The following is a 23,665-nucleotide window of genomic DNA, read 5'->3' as shown; positions in this document are numbered from 1 at the left end:
TATTCTCCTCGCGACCGGCCGGACCCGCAATGGCCCGGGACGCGGGAGGTTCGGCGCTCAGCGCGCCGGGTCGTCGTCGCGCTCGCGCTCGTACTCGGCGATGTCGCGGCCGAGGTCGTCGCGGATGAGGAGGTCGCGGCGCAGCGCGTCGGAGCGGTACGAGGCGCGGCCCAGCATGTGCGCGGTCATCGGCTGGGTGAGCAGCTGGAACGTCATGATGAGCACGACCGTCGACACGACGCCCCAGCTCGGCACGCGCAGCACGATCGCGAGGAGCACCACGGCGAGGCCGAGCACCTGCGGCTTCGTCGCGGCGTGCAGCCGGCTGAGCACGTCGGGGAAGCGAAGCGCGCCGATGCCCGCCGCCATCGACAGGAAGCCGCTGAGGAGGATGATGGCGCCCACGCCCACTTCGACGGCGCTCACGATCGGTCCTCCTTCCCGATGAACCGCGCGATCGCGATCGACCCCACGATGGCGAAGAGCGCGAGCACGAGCAGCACGATCAGCGTGTCCGTGTGCCGGTTGATCGCCATCTCGGCCGCGAGGCCGCACATCGCGATCGCGAGCAGCACGTCGGTCGCGAGGGCCCGATCGAGCGTCGTCGGCCCGCGGATGATCCGCACGAGCGCGGCGATCGCTCCGACGCCGAACATGACTCCGGCGGCGACGCCCATCACGGCGAGCGGGCTCATGCGTCCTCCTCCCGGTCCGGTATCTCGACGGGCTGGGTCTCGGACTGCGGCCGCCCCTGCGACTTCCGCTGCCGGCGAGCCTCGCGGACGGCCGCGGCCTGCTCCCGCGTGCCGATCGCGAGCACGATCCGCTCCTCGGTCGCGAGCACGTGCGCCGTGGCCTTCTCGAGGTCGGCCTCACTGCGCGTGGCGAACGCGTGCAGGTAGAGCAGGCCGCGCTCGCGGTCGATGTCGACGACGACCGTTCCGGGGACGACGGTGATCGCCTCGGCCGTGAGGGTCGTCACCAGGTCGGAGCGCGTGAGGAGCTGCACCGCGATGATCGCGTTCATCGGCTGCCAGCCGGGCTGCACGGCCCGGGCGGCGACCTGGATCGACGCGACCGTGACGTCGTACATCATGACGAAGCCGAGGAGCAGCCCGCGCCACGGGTTGAACCGCCCGCTGAGGAGCACCGGGGGCAGGTACAGCGTGCGCGTCACGACGATCGCGAGGATCACGCCGGTGGTCACGGTGAGCACGTCGACGTGGTCCCACAGGAACAGCCACAGCGCGACCAGCACCGCGAGCAGGGGCAGCTGGCGCCACACGACCTGCCAACGGGTGAGGTCCTCGCGGCGCGGCGGGGGCGGGGCGGCGGCACCCCGGTCGGCCGCGACCGGCTCGCGGGCGGCATCCGTCATCGCACACCCCCCGGGAAGACGATCGAGACGTACACGCTCGCATCGCGCAGGTTCTCGGCGGCACGACCCGACAGCTCGAAGAGCGGCCCGGCGAACACCGTGAGCGCGATGGTCAACGCGACGAGCGCGGCCGTCGCCGCGAGCATCAGGACCGGGGTGGTGCGCGTGGCCACGACCGTGGCGCCGGCGGGCGCCTCCTGCACCGAGTCGATGATCCGGGAGCGATAGCCCTCGAGCTCGGACTTCGGGCGCCAGAACGCGAGGTTCCAGAACCGCGCCAGGGCGTACAGCGTCACGAGCGAGGTCGCCGCTCCGATCGCGACCACGGTCCAGATGAGCCACGCGGGGCCGGGCGAGGACGTGCCGAGCGTCTCGGTCGAGGTCGTCCCGCCCGCGGCATCCGCCCCGGCGACGAAGAGGCCGACCTTGCCGAGGAAGCCCGAGAACGGCGGGATGCCGCCGAGGTTCATCGCCGGGACGAAGAACAGGACGGCGAGCATCGGCGACGCGCGCCGCAGCCCGCCGAGGCGGGTGATCGACGTCGACCCGCCGAACCGCTCGATGAGCCCGGTCGTGAGGAAGAGCGTCGTCTGCACGGTGATGTGGTGGATGACGTAGTAGATCGTCGCTGCGAGGCCGACGATGCTCGCGAGCCCGATGCCGAAGATCATGTAGCCGATGTGGCTCACGAGCGTGAACGACAGCAGGCGCTTGATGTCGGCCTGCGTGAGCGCACCCAGGATGCCGACGGCGAGCGTCAACCCGCCGATCACGAGGAACAGCGTCGACAGGTCGGACTCCGGGAAGAGCACCGTCTCGGTGCGGATGATGGCGTAGACGCCGACCTTGGTGAGCAGGCCGGCGAACACCGCCGTGACCGGTGCGGGCGCGGTCGGGTACGAGTCGGGCAGCCAGAACGACAGCGGGAACACGGCCGCCTTGATGCCGAACGCGATGAGCAGGAGCAGGTGCAGGATGAGCTGCACGTCCTGCGGCAGCTCGGCGAGGCGCACCGACAGCTGCGCGATGTTCGCGGTGCCGGTCGCGCCGTACACGAGCGCGATCGCGCTGAGGAAGAACAGCGACGACACGAGGCTCACGATGATGTACGTCACGCCCGCACGGATGCGCTCGCCCGTTCCGCCGAGCGTCAGGAGCACGTAGCTCGCCGAGAGCAGGATCTCGAAGCCGACGTAGAGGTTGAAGAGGTCGCCGGCGATGAACGCGTTGAACACGCCCGCCGACAGGATCAGGTAGGTCGGGTGGAAGATCGACACCGGCGTCTCACGGTGCTGGTCGGCGATGCCCTGGCCGACGGCGTAGACGAGGACGCCGAGCAGCATCAGCGCGGAGATGATGATCATGATGGCCGACAGGCGGTCGACGACGAGCACGATGCCGAACGGCGGCGGCCACGCCCCGACCGCGACCGAGATGCCCGAGCCCGACGCGTCGACCTGCGCGAGCAGCACCGCCGCGATCACCGCGACGGCGGCGAGGACCAGGGTGCTCACCGCCATCTGGGTGCGCAGGCGGCGGCCGAGCATGAGCGCGACCGCCGCGCCGAGCAGCGGCAGCAGCACCATCAGGGGCACGAGTGCGTCGGTCATCCGCGGCCCCCGTCCTCGTCGCTCGCCTCGAGCACCGCCTGCACTGCGCGGTCGTCCTCCTCGGAGCTGCGGTAGAGGTCCGCCGTCTCCTCGGCGTCCTCGGCCATCTCGTCCTCGTCGACGATGAGGTCGCCGCGCTCGCCGAGCTGCGCGAGCCACCAGCTGCGGTAGATGAGCGCGAGCATGAACGCGGTGATGCCGAGGTTGATCACGATCGCGGTGAGGACGAACGCCTGGGGGAGCGGGTCGGAGATCGCGTCGGGGTCGACGCCCTCGCCGAGGATCGGCGCCAGCCCGGGCGCCCCGGCCATGGTGAACATGAACAGGTTCACGCCGTTGCCGACGAGCAGGAACCCGATCAGCACCCGCGTGAGGCTCCGCTCGAGCATGACGGTGATGCCCGTGCCGAAGAGCACGGCGGCCACGATGACGAGGGTCAGCGATGCGGTCATGCGCCCACCCCCGCCGGGTCGGCCGGGACGGCGTCGGGGCCGGCCTCGTCGAGCTGCCGGTCGATCTCGGCGCCGAGCGTCCGGAGGATGTCGAGGACCAGCCCGACCACGACCAGGTAGACGCCGATGTCGAAGAGCGTCGAGGTCCCGATCGAGAGCGTGCCGAGCACCGGCACCTCGGTCTCGAACCAGCTCGACTCGAACACGGTCAGGCCGAAGACGAGCGAGGATGCCGCGGTGCCCGCCGCCACGAGGAGCCCCGTGCCGAGCAGCAGGCCCGCATCCAGCGGGGCGGCCTCGCCGAGTTCGTAGCGTCCGCCGGCGAGGTAGCGCGCGACCAGCGCGAGCCCGGCGACGAGACCGCCGGCGAATCCGCCGCCGGGGGCGTTGTGGCCGACGAACAGGAGGAACACCGAGACGACGATCGCCGGATGGAAGAGCAGGCGGACGAGCACCTCGATGAGGATAGAGCGGTTGCGCGGCGAGATCGTCCGGCCCGCGAGGAGCCACGTCTGGCGCGTCGCGGCGGCCGCGGACGCGGCATCCGTCTCGTTCTCGACGTCGGCGAGGCGCCGACGCGCCGAGCGCATGCTGTCGGCCTGCTCCGGCACCGGCCGGAAGCGACTCCGCCGGTCGACGCGGTCGAGGCGGGGCGCGCCGCCCTGGCGTCCGGAGACGAAGATCAGGCTCGCGACACCCGTCGCCACGGCGACCAGCACCGAGATCTCGCCGAGCGTGTCCCAGGCGCGGATGTCGACGAGCAGTGCGTTCACGAGGTTCTTCGCGTGCGCCTCCTCCGCGAGCGGGGGCAGCCCCTCGGCGATCGTCGGCTCCCTCCGCGCCCCGAGCGCGACGACGCCGACGACGGCCATGACGATCCCGGCGAGCGCGCCGAGCGCAATGCGCAGCGGCGCCCGCACGACCGCGCGGCGGTCGGTCACCCGTCGGGGGAGGCGTCGGAGCACGAGGACCACGACCACGATCGTGATCGTCTCGACGAGCGCCTGCGTGAGCGCGAGGTCGGGAGCGCCCGCCATGCCGAAGACCAGCACCATGCCGTAGCCCGTCGCGCCGACGAGGAGCACGGCCGTCAGGCGCTGCTGCACGACGACCGCGGCCGAGGCGGCGAGGATCATCGTGAACCCGATGAGGGGCTGCGCCCAGCCGTCGGCGAGGCGGATGCCGTCGGGCCAGACGCCGTTCGCCGCGGCCGCGCCGCCGAGCCCGAGAATCAGCACGGCGACGATGATCGCCAGGTATCCGGGCAGGCCGCCCGACTGGATCACGGTCGTCACGCGCGCCGCCCCGCGGTCGACCGAGCCGATGATCCGGAGGTAGCCGCGCTCGGCGTCGATGGCGTCGGGCAGGCCGGCCTGGGCGCGGGCGACGGCCTCGCGCTTCCAGACGAGCAGGGCGCCGACGCCGAACACCAGTGCCGAGATCGCGAGCGCGGGCTCGAGGCCGTGCCAGAGGCCGAGGTGGTACTCGGTCGGCCCGGGCAGGGCCGCGGCGTAGGCGTCGAGCAGCGGCTCGACGAGCGGGATGGCGAACGCGGTCGCGAGGGAGGTCGCCGCGAGGACGCCCGGAGCGAACGACATCATCGCGGGCTCGTGGTGCAGCGGCGTCGGCTCGGCGTCGCGCCTCGATCCGAACGCGCCCCACACGAAGCGCGCGCTGTAGGCGAACGTGACCATCGAGCCCAGCACGGCCGCCGTGAGCGCGACCCACGCCCAGGTCGCATCGGGCCCGCCGGCGGAGCCCGCCTCGAGCTGCGCCGTGAACACGGCCTCCTTCGCCACGAACCCGAGCAGGGGCGGCAGGCCCGCCATCGACGCGGCCGCGATCGTCGCGAAGGCCGCGAGCCACGGCATCCGTCGTGCGAGCCCCGACAGCCTGCGCTTGTCGCGCGTGCCCGCGGCGTGGTCGACGATGCCGACCGTGAGGAAGAGCGCGGCCTTGAACAGGGCGTGCGCGAGCAGCAGCGCGGTGCCCGCGAGCGCCGCGTCGCGGGTGCCCTGGCCGACGACGAGGATCAGGAACCCGAGCTGGCTCACCGTGCCGTAGGCGAGGAGCAGCTTGAGGTCGGCCTGCCGGAGCGCGCGCCATCCGCCGACCAGCATCGTGAACCCGCCGATGCCGATGACGATCGGATGCCACACCGCGAGCTCGGCGTACCCCGGCGCGAGCACCGCGACGAGGTACACGCCCGCCTTCACCATCGCGGCGGCGTGGAGGTAGGCGGACACAGGGGTCGGCGCCGCCATCGCCGCGGGGAGCCAGAAGTGGAACGGCACGAGCGCGCTCTTCGAGACGGCGCCGACGAGGACCAGCGCGATGCCGACCTCGGCCGCTGCGCCGGTGACCGGATCGGCGACGAGCTCGGCGAGGGAGGTCGTGCCGCCCGCGACCGTGAGCAGGACGAGGCCGACGAGCATCGCGAGTCCGCCGAACGTCGTGACCGTCAGGGCCTGCAGCGCGGCGCCGCGGGACTCCCGCTTCGTCGCGTCGTGCCCGATCAGCAGGTAGGAGAGCACGCTCGTGGCCTCCCAGAACGTGAAGAGCACGAACACGTCGTCGGAGGTGACCAGCCCGAGCATGACGCCCGCGAAGCCGAGCAGGAGGGCCGCGAAGCGGCCGAGCGACGGTTCGTCGTCGCGGAAGTACCACGTGCAGTACAGCAGCACGAGCGCGCCGATGCCGGTGACGATCAGTGCGAGCAGCAGCGACAGCGGGTCGAGCCGGAACGAGAGCGCGATGTCGAGCGACGGGATCCACTCGATGCGCTCGGTCACGACCTCGCCGCCCGAGACGGCCGGCACGAGCGTCAGCAGCCAGGCGAACACGATCGCCGGCACGAGCGCGATGATCGGGAAGACGCGACGGCCCAGGGGCCCTGCGGCGAACGGCGTGACGAGGGCCACGGCGGCGAACGCCACCAGGGAGAGGATCATCCGTACTCCCCCCGAACGCGCGCCGACCGTCCGAACAGTCTAGGCGAGGCGCGGCAGGAGGACCGGGCGCGGCACCGCCCGGACCGCGTCGGCCGGACGACCCGGCACGGCCGGGCTGCGAGGATGGCCCCATGCCGATCCTCATCGATCCGATCGACCTCGCCGCCCGGCTCGACGCGGAGCGCGGGGCGCCGGCCGGGGCGCCGCTGACGCGCGTGCTCGACATCCGCTGGACGCTCGCCGAGCCCGACGGGAGCCGCGCATACCGCGCGGGGCATGTTCCCGGAGCGGTGTACGTCGACCTCGACGCCGAGCTCGCCGACCACTCCGCGACCGGCCAGGGGCGGCATCCGCTGCCCTCGGAGCCGGCGTTCGAGCGCGCGATGCGGCGCTGGGGCCTGCGTGGCGGCGACACGGCGGTCGTCGTCGACGATGCGGCCGGCATGTCGGCGGCGCGCGCGTGGTGGCTCCTGCGGCACGCGGGCTTCGGCGACGCGCGCATCCTCGACGGCGGCCTCGCGGCGTGGCGCGCGGCGGGACTCCCGCTCGAGCAGGGCGACGTCGTCCCCGAACCGGGTGACGCGACCGCGCGGTTCGGCGCCATGCCCGTGATCGACCTCGACGAGGCCGACGCGCTCGGGGCCGCCGAGGGCGGCGTGCTGCTCGACGCGCGCGCGGCGGAGCGGTACCGGGGCGAGGTCGAGCCGATCGACCCGAGGGCCGGGCACATCCCGGGCGCGGTGTCGGCACCGGCGGCGGGGAACCTCGACGGCGACGGCCGGTTCCTCCCGCCCGACGAGCTCCGCGCGCGCTTCGCCTCGCTCGGGGTCGACGTCGACCACCCGGTCGCGGCCTACTGCGGCTCGGGCGTCAACGCCGCGCACGAGGTGGCCGCGCTCGCCATCGCCGGCATCGAGGCGGCGCTGTACCCGGGGTCGTTCAGCCAGTGGTCGAACCACCCGGAACGGCCGGTCGCGACGGGGGCGTCGCCCGGCGGCGACGCGTAAGTCCTGCTATCCCTCCGCGAGCCCGCCATCGACCGGGGCCTCCGGGCGACGGCCGATCCCGATGAGCGTCGTGATGTCGACGGATGCCACGCCGCGCTCCTCGATCGCCGCGAGGTAGCGGTCGCGCACGTCCTCGATCGCCGCCTCGTCGAGGTCGCCGAGCATCGCGCGCATCCCGGTCCCGACGACGAGGGCCCACGACACGTCCGGCGTGAGGTCGAGATGCCGCGGCACGGCCTCGGCGCGCACGTCGACGAGCCCGCGCTCGACGAGCCAGTGCGCGAGCCCGCCCGCCGTACCGGCGCCGGGCATGGCGGGTCGGTCGTCCTCGTCGAGGGTCGGCACGCGCGCGTCGTCGTCCGGCAGGACCGACGCGAGCACCTCCGGGAGCGGCTCGAACGCACCATCCGCCCACACCGTCACCGCGACCCGCCCGCCGGGTCGGGCGCACTGCACGAGGTGCTCGACGCCGGCCGCGACCTCGTCGAAGAAGAAGACTCCGAGCACGCACTGCACGAGGTCGTAGCCCGTGTAGGGCCAGGTCGACGCGTCGGCCACGTGGACCCGCAGCCAGGGCATGTGCTCGCCCGCGCGCTCGCGCAGGGCCGCCAGCATCTCGTCGGAACGGTCGACCGCATCGACGAGCCCGCCCGGCCCGACGAGCTCCGCGGTCGGCAGGGCCGAGGCACCCGCACCCGCGCACGCGTCGAGCACGCGCTCGTCGAACCGCGGCGCCGCGCGCAGCACCGTCGCCCGCGAGATCGGGTCCCACAGCACCTCGTCGAGCTCGGTGAACGTCGCGGCCGCCTCGCTGAACACGGCGGCGACGTCGGGCTCGGTTCCGACTTCCCCCATGTGCACATTGTCACTCCCGCGTCACGCATCCGTGAAGACTCAGGCAATCGAGACATCCGCCGTGCAGACTTGAGGTTCACGTCTGCTTTCGAATCTGAAACGAGTACCCTCCATGAATCGTGCCCTGCGTCGTGGCGCGCCCATCGCGCTCGCATCCGTGGCCGCCCTGCTCCTCGCCGGATGCGCGGGCGGCGGCGAGGCCCCCGAGCCCACGTCGACGGATGCCGCCGCGGCCTGCCTCGAGGTCGAGGCCGGCGAGCAGAGCGACGCCATCGAGGTCTCGGGCGACTTCGGCGCCACCCCGACCGCCACGTTCGACACGCCGCTGGAGGCGGACGAACTGCAGCGCACCATCGTGATCGAGGGCGACGGCGACGCGACCGTCCCCGGCGACCAGGTGAGCGCCCAGGTCACCGCGTTCTCCGGGAGCACCGGCGAGCAGATCTTCTCGCAGCCCGCCACGCTCGAGCTGGAGGAGGGCACGCTCTTCGACGGCTTCCGAGCGGGCGCCGACTGCGTCCCCGTCGGCTCGCGCGTCGTCACCGTCGCACCTGCCTCGTCGATCTACGGCGACGAGGGCAACGAGGGCATCGGCGTCGCGCCCGGCGAGACGCTCGTCATCGTGACGGACGTGCAGGAACTCGTCGAGCTGCCCGTGCCGAGCGAGTGGACCGAAGACGTCCCGACGGTCGAGTACGACGCCGACGGCGCCCCGACCGTGACGATCCCCGACGCCGAGCCGTCCGACGAACTGCTCGTGGCGGTCCTCGAGGAGGGCGACGGCGACGTCGTCGCCGAGGACGACGTCGTGACCGTCGACTACCAGGGCGTCGTCTGGGAGACCGGCGAGGTCTTCGACCAGAGCTTCGGCAACGCGCCCGTGCCGTTCTCGATCTCGGGCGTGATCCCGGGCTTCGGTGCGGCGCTCGTCGGCCAGCCGGTCGGCACGAAGCTGCTCGTCACCATCCCGCCGGCGCTCGGCTACGGCGAGGAGGAGTCCTCCAACGGCCTCGGCGGCCAGACCCTCGTCTTCTACGTCGAGATCACGGAGACCCGCGCCGACGGCTGACCCGTCATCGGCTCGCCGCGCCCGCGGCTCGGCGAGCCGACGCAGCCTGCTCGAGTTCGGCGGCGATGACGCTCACGCCGTCGACCTCGGCGATGCGGCGCGCCATCGCCCGGGCGCGCTCGCGGAAGGACGGCTCGGCGAGCACGCGGTCGACGGCGGCCCGGACGGCGGACGGCGTCGGGCTCCCGGTCCGCAGGGTCAGCCCGGTCCCCGTCCACTGGACCCGCATCGCGACGTCGGGCTTGTCCTCCGTGTCGCCCGCGGCGACGATCGGGACGCCGTGGCTCAGGGCGTACTGGGTGCCGCCGAATCCCGCATTCGTCACGAAGACGTCGGTCTTCGGCAGCAGCAGGTCGTAGGGCAGGAACTCGGCCGCACGGGCGTTCGCGGGAAGCCCGCCGAGTTCGGCGACCGGCCGTCCGCCCGTGGCGGCCACGACGAGCACGTCGCGGTCGGCGAGTGCGTCGAGCGTCGGGCGGATCAGTCGGGTGAAGTCCTTGTTGTCGATCGTGCCCTGGCTGACGTGCACGACGGGCCGGTCGCCGTCGAGGTCGGGCCACCAGTCGGGCAGCCCGGCGGGCGCGGGCGACGGCGGCAGGACGGTGCCCGCGAACCGCACGTTCGGGCTGAGATCGCTGCGCGGGTACTCGAACTCCGCGGGCGAGAGCTGCAGGAAGCGATCGCACCGTGTCGTGAAGTCGAACAGGAACTCCTCGAGTCCCGGCCGGCCGAGCTCGCGCACGGTGCGATCGGCGAGCGCCTGGGTCCTGCGGAAGACCACCTTCGCGACGAGCGCGTTCAGGACCCGGTTCCGCAGTCGCCCGACGGCGTCGGAGCGGGGCGGCAGGCCGAGCCCGCCCGGCGCGGTGTCGACGCTGCGGTGCGAGAGCGGGATGACGCCGACGCCGATGACCGGCGGACGTGAGGCGGGGTCGTCGAGCAGCAGCGGGATGACGCCGGTGAAGGCGGCCTCGTGGAGGATCGCGTCGGGTGCCAGCTCCACGATGAGCGCTTCGAGCGAGCGGAACTGCTCCGGCATGGGGCGCACGAAGATCCGCTGCACGTCGTACTCGAGCTTCGCGATGCCGTGGTGCCGGTCGCGCTCCGGCAGGTGGTCCTGGATGACCCGGTCGTCGAAGTCCGCGACGCCGGTGAGCGCACGGTGGCGCGCGCCCGCCGCCTCGACCGCGTCGCGGAACCGCGAGCCGGTGAGCACGGTGACGTCGTGGCCGCGCGCGACGAGGTCGTGGGCGATGGCGATGACCGGGGCGGCGTGACCCTGGATGGGGCTCGCGCAGAGCAGGTACGTGGACATGGTCGGAGACTTCCTGGAACGACGGGATCGCCCCGCAGGGCGGTCGTGCCGGCATCGTTCGACGGCACCCGGCCGACGCTACGGCTGCGCGTCCAGCGGAGGATCAGGGATATCCATGGAGATCCGGAGGGTTGCCACCGAGACTCGGGAATGCCCCGGTCAGCCCGGATGTTGTACCTGTATCCGGCACCCCTATGGCCGGACGGAATGGAGGACGAGTGGGCATCAGCTACGTCGAGTTCGAAGACGATGCCGGCATCCTGCGCCGATACCGCAAGCACGTGAACGGTCGCGGCCTCGTGGCGACGACCGCGAAGGTGGACGCAACGGCATTCGTCGACCCGACCGCATACGTCGATCCCGGCGCGGAGGTGCAGCGGGGCGCGACCCTGTCGCACGGCGCCTGGGTGGAGCAGGACGCGATCGTCGCGGAGAACGCGACGATCGGCGTGAACGCGCGCATCGGCCGCGGCGCCGTGATCGGCCGCTTCGCCGTCGTCGGGCCGTACGCGGCCGTCGGCGCCGGAGCACGAGTGCAGAACGGCGCACGCGTGCCGCGCGAGGCGACCGTCGCCGAGGGCTCCGAGCATCGGGCCTCGGGCGACGACCTGCGCCGCCTCGGCCTCGCGGCCTGAGCCGCGCATCGAGCAGCGGATGCCCCGGGCGCACGCCCGGGGCATCGTCATGTCCGGCCGATCCGCGCGACCCGACTCGCTCGACGGACGGATGACGTGACGCGCTCGGCCTGCGAGGATCGGGGCATGGCGAACGAACGCGAGCCCAGGCATCCGTCGACCGCCCCGGACTGGTGGAAGTCCGCCGTGGTCTACCAGGTGTACCCACGCAGCTTCCAGGATTCCGACGGCGACGGGATCGGCGACCTCCGCGGGATCCTCCAGCGCCTCGACCACCTCGAACGCCTCGGCGTCGACGTGGTGTGGCTCTCGCCGATCCACCGCTCACCGCAGGCGGACAACGGGTACGACATCAGCGACTACCGCGACATCGACCCGACCTTCGGCACGCTGGCGGACTTCGACGCGCTCGTCGCGGCGATGCACGAGCGCGGCATCCGCCTCGTCATGGACCTCGTCGTGAACCACACGTCCGACGAGCATCCGTGGTTCGTCGAGTCGCGCTCGAGCCGCGAGAACCCGAAGCGCGACTGGTACTGGTGGCGCCCGCCGCGCGAGGGCGCGCACGGCGGCGATCCCGGCGCCGAGCCGACCAACTGGGAGTCGTTCTTCTCCGGCTCGACGTGGGAGTGGGACGAGTCGACGGGGGAGTACTACCTCCACCTCTTCGACGTGAAGCAGCCCGACCTCAACTGGGAGAACCCCGAGGTGCGGCACGCGGTGTACGAGATGATGCGCTGGTGGCTCGACCGCGGCGTCGACGGTTTCCGCATGGACGTGATCAACCTCATCTCGAAGCATCCGCACCTGCCCGACGGTCCGGTCCGCGCGGGCCGGCGCTTCGGCGACGGCGGCGCGGCCTACACGAACGGGCCGCGCCTGCACGAGTTCATGCAGGAGATGCACCGCGAGGTGTTCGACGGGCGCGAGGGCCTCATCACGGTCGGCGAGACGCCCGGCGCGACGATCGAGGAGGCGATCCTCTTCACCGATCCCGAGCGGCGCGAGGTCGACATGGTCTTCCACTTCGAGCACGTGGGCCTCGACCACGGCGCGACGAAGTTCCACCCCCGGCCGCTCGCGCCAGGCGAGCTCGCGGCATCCCTCGCCAAGTGGCAGGAGGGCCTCGCCGACCGCGGGTGGAACAGCCTCTACCTCGAGAACCACGACCAGCCGCGTTCGGTCAGCCGCTTCGGCGATGCCGAGGCGCACTGGTACTCGTCGGCGACCGCGCTCGCGACCGTGCTGCACCTGCAGCGCGGCACGCCGTACGTCTACCAGGGCCAGGAGCTCGGCATGACGAACGCGCCGTTCGCGAGCCTCGACGAGTACCGCGACGTCGAGTCGCTCAACGCGTACGCCGAGGCCGTCGCGAGCGGCACGGCGGTGGCCGACGCGCTCGACGGGCTGAGCCTGATGAGCCGCGACCACGCCCGCACGCCGGTGCAGTGGGATGCCACGCCGAACGCGGGCTTCACGAGCGGCATCCCGTGGCTCGCGGTGAACCCGAACCACGTGACCATCAACGCCGCCGCCCAGGTCGGCGACCCGGGGTCGGTGTTCGAGTACCACCGGCAGCTCATCGCGCTCCGACACGGACGCCCCGTGGTCGCCCACGGGTCGTTCGTGCGGGTGGACGCCGGGCACCCGGCGATCTTCGCGTTCGAGCGCGTGCTCGACGAGGACCGCCTGGTCGTCGTGGTGAACCTCTCCTCGGTCGAGCACGACCCGGTCTTCGCCGAGGGCCTCGCGGATCGCTGGCGGGACTCGCTTCCGGTGCTCACGAACACGCTGCCCGACGCGCCGGGAGCGTTCGACGCGCCGCTCGGTCCGTGGGAGGCGCGGGTGAGCTCACTCGCCTGAGCGCCCGGGCGCCCCGCGCCCCGACTACGCGGCGAGGCGCTCGGCGAGCAGCTCGAGCGTGCGGACCCGGCCCGGCGCGACGTCCGCAGACTCGGCGGCATGCGCGCCCGCGATCGGCGCGACCATGACCTCGTCGATGCCGTGGCGCTCGGCGAGGGTGCGCACGGCGGATGCCGCGGCATCCGCCTCGCCGATGACCCACCGGGTGCGCATGCGCGCGATCACGTCGTCGGAATCGGAGTCGCGCGGTGAGGCCTGCGCCTCCTCGACGGTCTCGAGGGGACGCATCGGGCGGTTGAGGCGCAGTCGCGCCATCGCGCGCAGCTGCGGCAGCGCGCGGGCCTCCGCTTCGTCGACCGTGTCGGCGACGACCGCATTCAGCGTGAGGATCGTCTGCGGCGACGGATGCCGCTCGCTCGGGCGGTAGCCGGAGCGGTAGAGCTCGAGCGCCTGCTCGAGGCCCTCGCCCGAGAAGTGGTTGGCGAACACGTACGGCAGGCCGAGCTCGGCCGCGAGCCTCGCCGAGTAGTCCGAGCTGCCGAGGAGCCACAGTTCGGGCACCGCGGTCGCCGCGGGCGTCGCCTGGATCGGGTACTCGCGGCCGCTCGTGAGGCGCAGCGTCGCTCCGTCGGGCGAGAGCAGGCTGAGGATGTCGGCGACGTGGTCGGGGAACCGGTCGACGTCGGCCGTCGGGCCGCTCACGCGCAGGAGCTGCGTGATCACGGGATCGCTCCCCGGCGCCCGCCCGATGCCGAGGTCGATGCGGCCGGGTGCGAGCGCCTCGAGCGCCGCGAACTGCTCGGCCACCACGAGCGGCGCGTGGTTCGGCAGCATCACGCCGCCCGAGCCGACGCGGATGCGCTCGGTGCGCGCCGCGGTCGCCGCGATGAGCACGGGCGGCGTCGTCGACGCCACCGACGGCATGTTGTGGTGCTCGGCGAACCAGTAGCGGGTGAAGCCGAGCCGGTCGGCGGCCTGCGCGAGGCCGACGGATGCCGCGACGGCCTCCGCCGAGGACTGCCCGCTCCGGACGGGGACGAGATCGAGGACCGAGAGGCGCGGCATGAGAGACATCCCCACCTGCAACCGGCCCCGCCGGCGCGCTATTCCGCGGGGTCGAGGGGTCGGCGGATCGCGTCCGGAAGCTCGGGATAACCCTGAGCGGATCGGCGGGATCGTCCTGATCCTCGTCCTTCGTCGGCGCCGTTGTATGGAACCTGCGTCGCGAGCGCCCCCGGTCATCCGGGCGGCCGTCGGACCAGGCCGTGACGGCCGCCGCCCGGCCCGCGACCCCTATCCCGTGAAAGGACCACCAGTGAACCCGCTTGCCTCCGAGACCGTCGCGGCCGAGACCGCGGCGGCCCCCGAGACCACCGCCCCGGCCGTCCAGGCCGAGTCCGCCGCGCCGTCGATGTCGCTCCGCGAGTCGTTCGCGATCCTCGCCGAGCGCCTCGACGGCCGCCTCTCCCTGCCGGGCGAGCCCGACTACGACGCCGACCGCCTCGCATGGAACCTCGCCGTCGACCAGCGTCCCGCCGCGGTCGTCGTCGCGGCATCCGTCGCCGACGTCGCCCGCACCGTGCGCACCGCCCGCGAGCTCGGGCTCGGCGTGGCGCCGCAGGCCACCGGCCACAACGCGGGACCGCTCGTCGAGGGCCACGGCCTCGCCGACGCGATCCTGCTCCGCACGCACGAGCTGCGCGGCGTCGAGGTCCGCCCCACGCAGCGCATCGCACGCGTCGAGCCCGGCGTGGTCTGGGGCGACGTCGTCGCCGCGACCGCCCCGCACGGGCTCGCCGCGCTCGCCGGATCGAGCCACGACGTCGGCGTCGTCGGGTACACGCTCGGCGGCGGCGTCTCCTTCCTCGGTCGGGCGCACGGCCTCGCGGCGAACCACGTCGTCGCCGTCGAGCTCGTGACCGCCGACGGCGAGTTCCGTCGGGTCGACGCGCAGCACGACCCCGAGCTGTTCTGGGCCGTGCGCGGCGGCGGCGGCGACTTCGGCGTCGTGACGGCGCTCGAGTTCGGGCTCTTCGAGATCGAGCAGGTGGTCGCCGGTGCGTTGTTCTTCCCGATCGAGCGCACCGAGGAGGTGCTGCAGGCGTGGGCCGAGTGGACGCGTTCGGTGCCCGACACCGTCACCTCGGTCGGTCGCGTGCTGCGCTTCCCGCCGATGCCGGAGCTGCCGCCGTTCCTCTCGGGGCAGTCGTTCGTGCTCGTCGAGGCCGTGATCCAGGACTCGGCCGACCGCGCCGACGCCCTGCTCGCGCCGCTCCGGGCCCTGGGGCCCGCGATGGACACCGTGCACCCGCAGGCGCCGGCCGAGCTGCTGCAGCTGCACATGGACCCGCCCGGACCGACGCCGGGCCACGGCGACGGGATGACGCTCGCCGACCTCCCCGCCGAGGCGGTCCGCGCGTTCGTGGCGGCCGTCGGACCCGACGCCGACACCGCGCTGCTGTCGGCCGAGATCCGCCACCTCGGCGGGGCGTTCGCGCCGTCGGCCGCGCTCGAGGTCGCCGCCGATCGCGGGCTGCCGATCCCCGGCGCGGTCGGGGGCTTCGAGGCCGAGTACCTCGTCTACGGCGTCGGCGTCGCCGTGCCCGAGACGATTGAGGCCGTCGTCGCCTCGCTCGGACGGCTGCTCTCGCGCATCGAGCCGTGGCGTGCCCCCGTCGAGTACCTGAACTTCGTCGAGCGTCGGACGACCGGGGCGCGGTTCTTCGGCGACGAGGGCCGGCTCGCGCGACTGCGCGCGATCAAGCACGCGGTCGACCCGACGGGGGTCATCCGCTCGAACCACCCCGTCGGCCGCTGACGCGGCGACGCAGCGTACGGGCCCGGCGATCGCGCCGGGCCCGTACTCGTGCCGGCCCCGGGTCGGCGCGACGAATGGGTCTGTCGGTTCCGCGCCGAGGTTCCTAGGCTGGGGGACACGCGACGACGTCGTCGCCGGACCTGGGGGAGGGACGCATGACCGTTCACCATGAACTGCCCACCACGACCGATTTCTCGACACTGGCGGGCGAGCACCATCCCGCGATCACGATCTACGCGGCCACGTCGCCCGTGGTCAGCGAGCGCGAGCGCGCCGAGGTCGCCGTGAAGAGCGCGTTCGACGAGGCCATCGACCGGATCCGCAGCGACGGCGCCGACTCGGCCGAGGTCGACGCGCTCAAGGCCGAGCGCGACGCCGTGCTCGCCGACCGCTCGCTGTGGGCCGGGCTCTCCCGCTCGCTCGCGATCTTCGTCGCGCCGGGCTTCACCGACGTCTACGTGCTGCCGAACCGCCTCGACGACGCGATCCACGTGGGCTCGCACTTCGTGCTCGGGCAGCTGCTCCGGGCGCCCAGCCAGGATCAGGAGGCCTTCGCGGTCACCCTGTCATCGAACGAGTGGGCGCTGTGGCACGCGCTTCCGACCGCGCGCGCCGAGCAGATGCCGCTCGACCCCGAGCTGCCGCGCAACCTCGACGATGCGGCGAACCGCGAGGCCGGCGAGGGTCTGCGCCGTCGCAGCGGCGGCCACGGAGATCGGGGGACGAACGAGGGCGACCGGCGCCCCGAGATCCACGACCTCTACGCCAAGCGCGTCGCCGACGCGGTGTGGCACGAACTCCAGGAGCACGACCCCGACGCGAGGGTGCCGTTGTTCGTCTTCGCCGCCGAGCCGCTGCTCACCTCGTTCCTCGACCGCGCCCACAACGGGCGGCGCGTGGTCGGCGTGCAGGGCGGGCCCGACCGGCTCGGCGCCGCCGAGATCGACGGGGAGCTGCGCCAGCAGCTCGCGCAGCTCAACGTGAACGAGGCGAGGAGCGCGCTCACCGGCCTCGCCGACGGCAGCGCCGGGCGCGTCGAGCGCGACCTCGCGGCCATCGGGCGCCTCGCCGCCGACGGGGCCGTCGAGCGGCTGTGGTTCGACTTCACGACCTCGGTCAACGGCACCCTCGACCACGAGTCGGGTGCGATCGAGTTCGCGACCGACCACGGCAACGGCGATGCCCTTTCCGACGGCCGGCGCGCCGGGGACCTCCTGCCGCAGATCGCGATGCTCGTCATCGCGCGCGGCGGCAAGGTCGTCACGGTGCGCGGCGACGACCTCGAGCACGCGGTGTGGAGCGGGCCCGCGATGGCGGAGCTGCGCTTCGCGCTGGCCTGATCCGGCCGCCCGCCCACGTCGGCCGCACTGCGCCGCGTGGGCGGCGTCGCCCGTCGTTCAGACGGCGACCGCGAGCCCCGGCGCGAGCGTGGCGAGTCGCGTGCGCAGCGCGTCGATCGCGCCGCGCGCGGCATCCGTCATCGCGTTCGCGCCCACTGGCATCGCCCGGCTCACGGGCATCGCGCGGCCCGCGACGCCGACGCGGCGCCGCGCCGTGGCGCGGGCTCCCGCCCCGAACGAGTCGTCGGCCTCGAGGACCGGAAGCACGACTGCGGGCTGGCACTCGAGGTGCACCTCGACCTCGTGCGTGCGCTGGTCCTCGATGATCGCCTCGAACGGCACGCGGACCGTCCGGAAGCGGCCGCGACGACGCGGCGGCGCGGACCGCAGGCCGATGGCCAGGCGGTCGGTCGGCGCACCGGCGAAGGGCGCGCGCGCGACCGCGACGACGTCGACCCTCCACAGTTCGCTGGGACAGGTCGCGACACCCGAGAGATGGATGACGCGGATGCCGCCGCTCGTGACCGCGACGGCGGCGAGGTCGTCGACGATGACGTGCGCGTGATCGATCGTGTGGGCCATGTTCGCCGACGCTACGGATGTCAAGGCCCCCCGACATCAGTGCTGGCGCTGAGAACGGCGACCATAGGCTGGCCGGATGCGATTCGGATTCTTCGTTCCCCAGGGCTGGCGTCACGACCTCGTCGGCATCGATCCCGCCGACCACTGGTCGACGATGCACGGCCTCGCCGCCTACGCCGACCGCGACGGCTCGCCGTGGGAGTCGATCTGGGTCTACGACCACTTCCACACCGTGCCCGTGCCGAGCGAGACGGAGGCGACGCACGAGGCGTGGTCCCTCATGGCCGCGTACGCCGCGTCGACGTCGCGAGTCCGCCTCGGCCAGATGTGCACGTGCATGGCCTACCGGAACCCGGCGTACCTCGCGAAGGTCGCCGCAACCGTCGACGTCATCTCCGGTGGCCGCGTCGAGATGGGCATCGGCGCCGGATGGTACGAGCACGAGTGGCGTGCCTACGGGTACGGGTTCCCCGACGCGCCGGCCCGGCTCCGGATGCTGCGCGAGGGCGTCGAGGTCATGCACCAGGCATGGACGACCGGGAGGGCGAGCCTCGACGGCGAGTTCTACACGGTCGACGAGGCGATCGTGCAGCCGCAACCGCTGCAGCAGGGCGGGATCCCGATGTGGGTCGCCGGCGGCGGAGAGAAGGTCACGCTGCGCATCGCGGCGAAGCACGCCGCGTACACGAACTTCTACGGGAGCCCCGAGGAGTTCAGCCACAAGAGCGAGGTGCTCCGCGGGCACGCCGATCGCCTCGGTCGCGACTTCGGGTCCATCGTGCGCAGCGCCAACTTCAACACCGTGATCGGCGAGACCGATGCCGACGTCGAGCGCCGGCTGCAGGCCATCGAGGCCCGCCTGGCGGGCTCGGCGGGCCCGAAGGCCGCGGCGAAGTTCATCCACGAGTTCCGCTCGGATGCCGCGATCGCCGTCGGCACGCCGGACCAGGTCGTGGAGAAGCTGCTCGACATGCGCGAGCGCGGGCTCGGGTACGCCATCCACTACTTCCCGGAGGCGGCGTACGACCGCTCGGGCCTCGAGCTCTACGAGCGCGAGGTCGTGCCGGCGCTCGCCTGAGTGCGGCGGCGCCGCGCGTCAGGCTGCGGCGCCGTCCTGCTCGCGGTCGACCTCGTCGAGCTTCGCGTCGAGCTGCGCGTCGGTCGGCTCGGTGAAGTGCGTGCCGTCGGGGAAGACGACGACGGGGATGTTGGTGCGGCCCGAGATCGCCTTGGCGCGGTCTGCGCCGTCGGCGACGACCATGAGGTCGACGTACTCGTAGTCGACGCCGCGGCGGTCGAGCAGCGCCTTGGAGCGCCGGCAGTCGCCGCACCACTCGGCGCCGTACATCGTGATTCGGGCGGGGTTCAGGTCGGTTGCAGTGGAAGTCACCCCGATAACCTACGCGGGTATCCTGTGCGGCATTCCCAGCTGCGCGGATGCCTCGGTCAGGGGCTCCGTCTTCGGCCGGTCGGGCGCTACCCGACCGGCTCGCGATCCCACGCCGGGAGTTCGACGCCGACGAGCCGTGCGAAGGCGCTGAGCTGCGCGACCCCCTGTGGCGTGCGCGGAAGCGCGTCGAGGAGGCCCGGCGAGTGGATGAGGTAGGCGGCGACCTGCGCGCGTGAGATCGCGACGTTCAGACGGTTCTTGAGCAGCAGGAACTCGACCCCGCGCGGCGCGGCAGCGGCGGATGACGCGGCCAGCGAGACGATCGCGACCGCGGCCTCCTGCCCCTGGAACTTGTCGACCGTGCCGACCGGGACCGCGGTGTACCCGGCGCGATCGAGTGCGTCGCGAACGACCGCGAGCTGGGCGTTGTAGGGCGTCACGACGATGACGTCGGACTGCTCCAGCGGCCGGGGCCGGGCGCGGTCGGGTTCGCCGTCGCCGTGCGCGATGTCCGTGAACGCGCGGCCGAGCAGCGACCCGACGATGCGGACGACCTCGGCGGCCTCTTCGATCGACTCCGTCGTGTTGCCCTCGTGCTCGATCGGCACCGGCGTCAGGCCCGGCTCGACGCCGTCGATGCCCCGAAGCGCCGCGGACGGGTGAGACGCCAGTTCGCCCTCGTACGACAGGGCCGAGACCGACGCCGCCAGGGCGGGGTGCATGCGACGGCTCTCGGCCAGGAAGTACCCGAACTCCGATGGCAGCACGTCATGGCCGTCGGCGACCCAGCCGAGGGCGGACATGTCGACGGGTTCGGGGTGGGTGCCCTGGCTCACCTGCGGCAACTGCTGCGGGTCGCCGAGGAGGAGGAGCCTGCGCGCCGCGACCGAGGCGGCGATGGTCGATGCGAGGGAGAACTGGCCCGCCTCGTCGACGACGAGCACGTCGAGCGCACGTCGAGCGACCCGGTCGGCGTTGGCGAAGTCCCACGCGGTCCCGCCGACCACGAAGCCGTGATCGCGGTTGGCCGAGATGAACGACGTCATCGCGTCCTTCTCGATCGCGGTCCAGCCGCGCTCGGCGCCATCGCTCCGATCCTTCGGCGCCTTGGCGATGCGACGCGGGTCGAGCCCTGCGCCCACGACGGCGTCGAGCAGGTGCTCGACGACCGCGTGCGACTGCGCGACGACGCCGACCTTCCAGCCGTGGTGGCCGACGAGGCGCGCGATGACGTGCGCCGCGACGTAGGTCTTGCCGGTGCCGGGTGGACCCTGCACCGCGAGGTAGGAGTCGTCGAGGTCGCCGAGCGAGCGCACGACCGCGCCGACGTACTCGTGGTCGGGCAGCGGGGCGAGTGCGCCGGAACGCGTGCGCGGCGGGAGGCGGCGCAGCAGGTCGACGCCGGGGTCCTTCGGCCACGCCGGGTGCCGGTCGACGATCGGGCGCGCCCACTCGGCGATCGCCGCCTTCTGCCGGCCGGCGGGAGGCGGGTTGCCCGGGACGAGTGCGAACGGCAGGTCGCGCCACGTGTCGTCGACGGTCGACCGCTCCTCGATGCGGACGCCGTCGGGCGTCGCCTCGAGCACGGTCGCCTTGGCCCAGGCCCGCGAGCCGGGACGACGCGAGAACGACGGGAACGGGGCAGGCCAGTCGTAGAGCAGGTAGAGCTCGGCGCCCGCGCTGAACCGCGAGCCGGGGGCGATGCGGCCGCGGAGCAGCAGTTCGCGGCGGTCGAACTGCTGCCGGCCCTCGCGGTACCAGTCGTGCAGCACGACCGTGCGGGCCGGATCGACGACGAGCACGTCGCGGTGGTCCTCCCACGCCTCGAGCGGCTGCTCGACCCGGAAGAAGTGCCCCCACCAGAACGTCTTGAGCTCGCGTTCGTGGTAGTCGATCGCGGCGGAGGAGAGTGCGAGCGCCGTGCGGTCGGGGTCGTCGCGACGCTCGTCGGCACCGCCCGCGAGCGCGGACAGCGCCGTCGCGAGCGGACTCGCCGCGTACTGCTTGACGGTCGGCTCGGCGAGCAGGAGCGCCGGCACGGGCGCGACGCCGTTCGACCTGGCGAGGCCGAGCAGCCAGTCGCGCAGGCGGAGCGTCGAGACGCAGTCGTACTCGTTGTACTCGGCGAGGTCGTCGAGCACGAGCTGCGCCGCCTCCGCGTCTCCGGTCGCGGCGAGTTCGCGCGCGCGCACGTACTCCAGGATCGAGTCGCCGCCCGACTTCACGTCGGCCTCGCGGAGCCGCTCGCCCATGTAGAGGGGTTCGAGCTTCTTGATCGAGTACGAGCGGCTGCCGACGCGCACCGCGCGCTTGACGATCGGGTAGAGGTCGACGAGCACGCCGTCGGCGAGCAGCTGGTCGACCTCGGCCTCGCCGACGCCGTGGCGTGCCGCGATCGACGTCAGGTGCGTGCGCTCGTAGCTGGCGTAGTGGTAGATGTGCAGGTTCGGGTGCCGCTCCCGACGCTCCTTCACGAGGGAGAGGAACTGCACGAGCGCCTCGCGCTCCTCGGCGAACCCGTGCGCCCAGATCGGCGTGAACCGCTCCTCGACGTCGATCATGCCGAACAGGTAGTCGAGACCCCACTCCGTCGCGGCGCCCTCGGTGTAGAGCGGGTCGCCCTCGAAGTCGAAGAAGAGGTCGCCGGCGTCGGGCTCGGGGATCGCCGCGAGCGCGCCCGGCTCGCGCACCTCGACGGGCGGCGGCAGCGGCGGATCGTCGGGCGAGCGGTCGCCCGACGCCTCGGCGGCGAGCGCTTGGGCCTCGGCGGCGAGCTGCAGCCGGGCCTGCACCCGCAGGCCCTCGAGCGTGGCCTCGAGCACGCCGTCGACGGGCCCGGCGGATGCCGCGAGCTCGTCGATCGTGGTGATGCCGGCCGCATGGAAGTGCGCGCGCTGCGTGATGCGGAGCCCGGCGACGAGCAGGAGGTCGCGGTTCGCCTGCACCTCGAGGTCGCACGTCGGGCATCGCCCGTCGAGCGCGTAGCGCGGGTCGCCCCACGCGACCGGCCCGTCGTCGGCGAGCCGCTCCTCGACGATCTGCCGCAGCCGGTCGCGGCGGAGGAGGAACACCGGCTCGATGTCCTCCAGCCGGTGCGAACTGGTCGTGCCGTCGCCGAGCAGCAGCTCGACGGTGTCGGCTCTCGGGATGCCGATGCGGTCGAGCTGCGCCGCATAGGCGGCGAGCTGCAGGAGCGCCGTCACCCGCGCACGCCGCGCGAGCTTGGAGTCCTGGACGAGGTACCGCCCGTCGGGCTGTCGCACGATGAAGTCGGCGAAGCCGACGAACCCGTCGTCGACGAAGGTGGCCTGGAACACCACGGGTGCGCCCGACTCGAACGCCGCACGGGTCGCCGCGACGGCGGCCTCGAGCTGCTCGGGATCGCGCAGGTCGGGTCGCGCGATCTCGACGACGCCGTCGCCGAACTCGTCGCGATAGCGCTCGAGGACGCGCAACTCGTGTGCGTCGCCCATGCGACCGGCGCGCTCGAGCATGGCATCGGCGACCGGCTCGAACAGCGTCTCGCGCCCGAGCTTCACGTCGAGCTCGCGCAGGAACGCGAACTCGCAGTCGGACGCCTTCTTGAGGTCGCTCGCGCTCGTGACCACCGTGCCGTCGGCCAGGTACATCGGGCTCCCTCCGCCGTCGTCGTGGTGCCCACGCTAGCGGCGGCATCCGACATCGCGGCCGGCGCGGCGTAGGTGCGGCCTCCGACGACGGAGGCGAGCTCCGGCACGCGCGTGGTCAGTCCGGGACGGTGAGCGCACCGCGCTGGAGGCCGAGCATGCCCTCGACGGCCCCGTGGATCAGCGACCCGCGCTCGCTCGCGTCGCCCCAGCGCACGAGCGCCTGCGCGTTGAGTCCGTCGACCATGCCGAGGATCTGCCAGGCCGCGGCATCGACATCCGGTGCGCGGAACCCGGCGTGAGCGACTCCCTCCTCGATGATCCGGCGGAGGAGGGCCTGCCAGTCGTCCATCTGCGTCCGGACGGATGCCGCGAGCGCGTCGTTGCGACGGCCGAGCGCCCAGGCCTCGACCCACACGATCGTGACGTCGTCGCGTGTGCCGTCGAGCAGCGTGTCGAGCAGGGTGCCGAGGCGCTCGCTGGGTCCGGGGAGGGACGCGAGGAGGCCGGAGAGCTCGTCGAGCTCCTCTGCGACGATGTGCGCGAAGGTGTCCGCCACCAGCGCGTCCATGCTCGGCTGGTAGTGCGCCACGAGCGCCGGTGCGACGCCCGCGCGTGCGGCGATGGCGCGCAGGGTGACCGCCGTGAGGCCCTGTTCGAGCGCGACGAGGCGCGCGGCCTCGACGATCTCGGCGGATCGCTCTGCGGGGCTCTTGCGCGCGGCGCGGGTGCGGACGGGTGTTGACATCGTGCTGCCAGTCTAGGTAATCTCCC

At 73.0% G+C, this 23,665-nt stretch carries 20 protein-coding genes; 7 read left to right on the top strand and 13 right to left on the bottom strand.

Going from position 1 to position 23,665, the window contains the following annotated elements; all coding sequences use genetic code 11:
* Nucleotides 1–57: 57 nt before the first annotated feature.
* Genes mnhG through ACFVHK_RS07645 form a run of 6 tightly spaced genes read right to left on the bottom strand, consistent with a single transcriptional unit; the run spans nucleotide 58 to nucleotide 6,391 of the window.
* Nucleotides 58–426, bottom strand: a complete 369-nt coding sequence (gene mnhG / locus ACFVHK_RS07670; protein WP_376928285.1) for a monovalent cation/H(+) antiporter subunit G — start codon at nucleotides 424–426, stop codon at nucleotides 58–60.
* The gene (locus ACFVHK_RS07665; RefSeq protein WP_376928284.1) at nucleotides 423–695 is read right to left on the bottom strand and encodes a monovalent cation/H+ antiporter complex subunit F; all 273 of its coding nucleotides are present in this window, start codon (nucleotides 693–695) and stop codon (nucleotides 423–425) included. Before ACFVHK_RS07665 ends, mnhG begins: the two co-directional genes overlap by 4 nt.
* Nucleotides 692–1,378 (bottom strand): Na+/H+ antiporter subunit E, encoded by a 687-nt coding sequence (locus tag ACFVHK_RS07660; RefSeq protein ID WP_376928283.1) that lies wholly within the window; start codon nucleotides 1,376–1,378, stop codon nucleotides 692–694. Before ACFVHK_RS07660 ends, ACFVHK_RS07665 begins: the two co-directional genes overlap by 4 nt.
* Nucleotides 1,375–2,988, bottom strand: coding sequence for a Na+/H+ antiporter subunit D (locus tag ACFVHK_RS07655; protein WP_376928282.1), 1,614 nt, complete (start codon nucleotides 2,986–2,988; stop codon nucleotides 1,375–1,377). The genes ACFVHK_RS07660 and ACFVHK_RS07655 overlap by 4 nt, the downstream gene beginning before the upstream one ends.
* On the bottom strand, nucleotides 2,985–3,440 hold the full coding sequence (locus tag ACFVHK_RS07650) for an NADH-quinone oxidoreductase subunit K (protein ID WP_129234524.1): 456 nt from the start codon (nucleotides 3,438–3,440) through the stop codon (nucleotides 2,985–2,987). Before ACFVHK_RS07650 ends, ACFVHK_RS07655 begins: the two co-directional genes overlap by 4 nt.
* Nucleotides 3,437–6,391: a Na+/H+ antiporter subunit A gene (locus ACFVHK_RS07645; RefSeq protein ID WP_376928281.1), complete on the bottom strand. Its 2,955-nt coding sequence runs from the start codon at nucleotides 6,389–6,391 to the stop codon at nucleotides 3,437–3,439. The genes ACFVHK_RS07650 and ACFVHK_RS07645 overlap by 4 nt, the downstream gene beginning before the upstream one ends.
* A 131-nt stretch (nucleotides 6,392–6,522) precedes the next feature.
* On the opposite strand from ACFVHK_RS07645, the gene ACFVHK_RS07640 reads away from it, so the two are divergent.
* Nucleotides 6,523–7,398 (top strand): sulfurtransferase, encoded by an 876-nt coding sequence (locus ACFVHK_RS07640; RefSeq protein ID WP_376928280.1) that lies wholly within the window; start codon nucleotides 6,523–6,525, stop codon nucleotides 7,396–7,398.
* 6 nt (nucleotides 7,399–7,404) lie between these two features.
* Here the strand turns inward: ACFVHK_RS07640 and ACFVHK_RS07635 are convergent, their stop codons facing one another.
* The gene (locus ACFVHK_RS07635; RefSeq protein ID WP_376928279.1) at nucleotides 7,405–8,253 is read right to left on the bottom strand and encodes a class I SAM-dependent methyltransferase; all 849 of its coding nucleotides are present in this window, start codon (nucleotides 8,251–8,253) and stop codon (nucleotides 7,405–7,407) included.
* Nucleotides 8,254–8,365: 112 nt separating this feature from the next.
* On the opposite strand from ACFVHK_RS07635, the gene ACFVHK_RS07630 reads away from it, so the two are divergent.
* Nucleotides 8,366–9,322, top strand: a complete 957-nt coding sequence (locus ACFVHK_RS07630; RefSeq protein ID WP_376928278.1) for an FKBP-type peptidyl-prolyl cis-trans isomerase — start codon at nucleotides 8,366–8,368, stop codon at nucleotides 9,320–9,322.
* Nucleotides 9,323–9,326: 4 nt separating this feature from the next.
* On the opposite strand, the gene ACFVHK_RS07625 is transcribed toward ACFVHK_RS07630, so the two are convergent.
* Nucleotides 9,327–10,637 carry a glycosyltransferase gene (locus tag ACFVHK_RS07625; protein WP_376928277.1) on the bottom strand — a complete coding sequence of 437 codons (1,311 nt, stop codon included), beginning with the start codon at nucleotides 10,635–10,637 and terminating at the stop codon, nucleotides 9,327–9,329.
* A gap of 218 nt (nucleotides 10,638–10,855) precedes the next feature.
* Between ACFVHK_RS07625 and ACFVHK_RS07620 the strand changes: the two genes are divergently transcribed.
* Nucleotides 10,856–11,272 carry a transferase gene (locus ACFVHK_RS07620; RefSeq protein WP_165307607.1) on the top strand — a complete coding sequence of 139 codons (417 nt, stop codon included), beginning with the start codon at nucleotides 10,856–10,858 and terminating at the stop codon, nucleotides 11,270–11,272.
* 126 nt (nucleotides 11,273–11,398) lie between these two features.
* On the top strand, nucleotides 11,399–13,135 hold the full coding sequence (locus ACFVHK_RS07615; protein WP_376928276.1) for an alpha-glucosidase: 1,737 nt from the start codon (nucleotides 11,399–11,401) through the stop codon (nucleotides 13,133–13,135).
* Between the two features lie 24 nt (nucleotides 13,136–13,159).
* Here ACFVHK_RS07615 and ACFVHK_RS07610 read toward each other — a convergent pair whose 3' ends face one another.
* Nucleotides 13,160–14,200: an LLM class flavin-dependent oxidoreductase gene (locus ACFVHK_RS07610; protein ID WP_376928275.1), complete on the bottom strand. Its 1,041-nt coding sequence runs from the start codon at nucleotides 14,198–14,200 to the stop codon at nucleotides 13,160–13,162.
* A 250-nt stretch (nucleotides 14,201–14,450) separates the two neighbouring features.
* Between ACFVHK_RS07610 and ACFVHK_RS07605 the strand changes: the two genes are divergently transcribed.
* Both ACFVHK_RS07605 and ACFVHK_RS07600 read left to right on the top strand, forming a co-directional pair.
* On the top strand, nucleotides 14,451–15,953 hold the full coding sequence (locus ACFVHK_RS07605; RefSeq protein ID WP_376928274.1) for an FAD-binding oxidoreductase: 1,503 nt from the start codon (nucleotides 14,451–14,453) through the stop codon (nucleotides 15,951–15,953).
* 155 nt (nucleotides 15,954–16,108) lie between these two features.
* Nucleotides 16,109–17,293 carry a hypothetical protein gene (locus ACFVHK_RS07600; protein WP_376928273.1) on the top strand — a complete coding sequence of 395 codons (1,185 nt, stop codon included), beginning with the start codon at nucleotides 16,109–16,111 and terminating at the stop codon, nucleotides 17,291–17,293.
* A gap of 57 nt (nucleotides 17,294–17,350) precedes the next feature.
* On the opposite strand, the gene ACFVHK_RS07595 is transcribed toward ACFVHK_RS07600, so the two are convergent.
* Nucleotides 17,351–17,875, bottom strand: a complete 525-nt coding sequence (locus ACFVHK_RS07595) for a hypothetical protein (protein ID WP_376928272.1) — start codon at nucleotides 17,873–17,875, stop codon at nucleotides 17,351–17,353.
* 76 nt (nucleotides 17,876–17,951) lie between these two features.
* Here ACFVHK_RS07595 and ACFVHK_RS07590 point away from each other — a divergent pair, with 76 nt between their 5' ends.
* Nucleotides 17,952–18,953, top strand: coding sequence for an LLM class F420-dependent oxidoreductase (locus ACFVHK_RS07590; RefSeq protein ID WP_376928271.1), 1,002 nt, complete (start codon nucleotides 17,952–17,954; stop codon nucleotides 18,951–18,953).
* An 18-nt stretch (nucleotides 18,954–18,971) separates the two neighbouring features.
* Here the strand turns inward: ACFVHK_RS07590 and ACFVHK_RS07585 are convergent, their stop codons facing one another.
* From ACFVHK_RS07585 to ACFVHK_RS07575, 3 genes are all read right to left on the bottom strand, one after another.
* Nucleotides 18,972–19,223 (bottom strand): glutaredoxin family protein, encoded by a 252-nt coding sequence (locus ACFVHK_RS07585; protein ID WP_376928325.1) that lies wholly within the window; start codon nucleotides 19,221–19,223, stop codon nucleotides 18,972–18,974.
* 128 nt (nucleotides 19,224–19,351) lie between these two features.
* Nucleotides 19,352–22,894, bottom strand: a complete 3,543-nt coding sequence (locus tag ACFVHK_RS07580) for a TM0106 family RecB-like putative nuclease (protein WP_376928270.1) — start codon at nucleotides 22,892–22,894, stop codon at nucleotides 19,352–19,354.
* 115 nt (nucleotides 22,895–23,009) lie between these two features.
* Nucleotides 23,010–23,639 carry a TetR/AcrR family transcriptional regulator gene (locus ACFVHK_RS07575; RefSeq protein ID WP_376928269.1) on the bottom strand — a complete coding sequence of 210 codons (630 nt, stop codon included), beginning with the start codon at nucleotides 23,637–23,639 and terminating at the stop codon, nucleotides 23,010–23,012.
* Nucleotides 23,640–23,665 lie beyond the last annotated feature (26 nt).

The sequence above is a fragment of the Agromyces binzhouensis genome (genome assembly GCF_042672355.1).
In the GTDB taxonomy this organism is placed as follows: domain Bacteria; phylum Actinomycetota; class Actinomycetes; order Actinomycetales; family Microbacteriaceae; genus Agromyces; species Agromyces binzhouensis.
This window is presented reverse-complemented; position numbering and strand designations above follow the sequence as displayed.